Consider the following 1,247-nt stretch of genomic DNA (forward strand, 5'->3'; position numbering starts at 1 on the left):
GGCGGGTCTTTTACTCCTTTTTCTTACCGGTTGTATTAATAATGCCTCGAGCGTTCTAGTAAGTGAAAATGTATTGCCAAAACATTTTAACGAAATTGCCTTTTCACCAGAAGAAGGATATGCCCCGTTTTTAGTTATGAAAGCGACTGATCAAGCCACCTTTAATAAACTTTGGGATTTTTACAATTTTGATGGGGAAGCAAAGCGTCTTGATTTTGACAGAAAAGGTGTGATATTCATAGGGATTTATGAATCGTCCTGTGAATCGGTGGTCAGCAATATAAGAAGCGTGAAAGACGAAATTCGAATTGACATCGATTCAGAAATGGGGTCCGGTGGGTGTGCAGAGATTGCCAACCCCAGGTCCTTCATCATAGAGTGGGATAAAAACGATTTAAAAAAACTTAGCAAGGTTACTTTTACAGAAGGCCATGACGAAATCAAGATCCCATTTAAGGAATTAGCTGAATTTAAAAATGATGGAGCTGCTTCTTGAATTCGCCGTCTTCAAAACTTTTCACTATTCTCCTGCCCATTAACTTATTTCAGAGGAGGAACCGTATGAAACATGCATTGATCATCGGCGGCTCCGGAATGCTAACTGATTGTTGCGTCGCATTAGCGGCACAAGGATACCATCTCTCAGTTGTTGCAAGAAATGAAGAAAAGATGAACCGGTTAGAGAAAAAGATTAAGCCTTTGGGAAAGATGACCAAGCTTTTGGTAGATTACACGGATAATGAAAAACTGCGAACTAGCATTCAACAAACCGTGGAGGGTCATGGACCAGTTACTCTCGTTGTAAGCTGGATTCATTCAACAGCTCCTGAGGCACCACAGACTGTCATGGATGAAGTATCAAAATCAGAGGTTCCTTTCCGCTATTTCCATATCCTTGGGAGTTCATCGGATCCTATAGCTATAAAAGAATCACTTTCCTCTCAACCACAAGGACATTACCGCAGTATTGTGTTAGGTTTTGTCAGGGAAAAAGATAGATCACGGTGGCTGACACATCCAGAGATTTCTGAAGGAGTGATGGAAGCAATCGAACAGGATGAACCTCTTTATTACGTCGGAGTCATTGAACCGTGGGAAGAGCGTCCTGGAAGATAGTATAAGATACACAATTCCCACTACGAAATAGTTGCTCTCATAAAGCCTGTTGTTGATTTTCCTTAATGAAATAAAGCTCCCGATTGTTGAAGACTCAGTTTCGAGACATTCGTGTGAGTTTGGGGCTGCAG

The 1,247-nt window shown here is 41.4% G+C and carries 2 protein-coding genes; both read left to right on the forward strand.

The window, feature by feature from the left end:
- On the forward strand, window positions 1-496 hold a 496-nt coding region (locus LD39_RS13840), incomplete at its 5' end, for a hypothetical protein (protein WP_035548095.1).
- A 65-nt stretch (window positions 497-561) separates the two neighbouring features.
- Complete coding sequence (locus tag LD39_RS13845; protein ID WP_035548098.1) at window positions 562-1,116, forward strand: short-chain dehydrogenase; 555 nt, start codon at window positions 562-564, stop codon at window positions 1,114-1,116.
- Window positions 1,117-1,247 lie beyond the last annotated feature (131 nt).

The organism is Halobacillus sp. BBL2006 (assembly GCF_000786645.1).
Classification (GTDB): domain Bacteria; phylum Bacillota; class Bacilli; order Bacillales; family Halobacillaceae; genus Halobacillus.

Bases quoted from the DNA above. Each gene is read 5' to 3' on its own strand.
- LD39_RS13845 (WP_035548098.1), top strand. From the start codon at position 562: ATGAAACATGCATTGATCATCGGCGGCTCCGGAATGCTAACTGATTGT.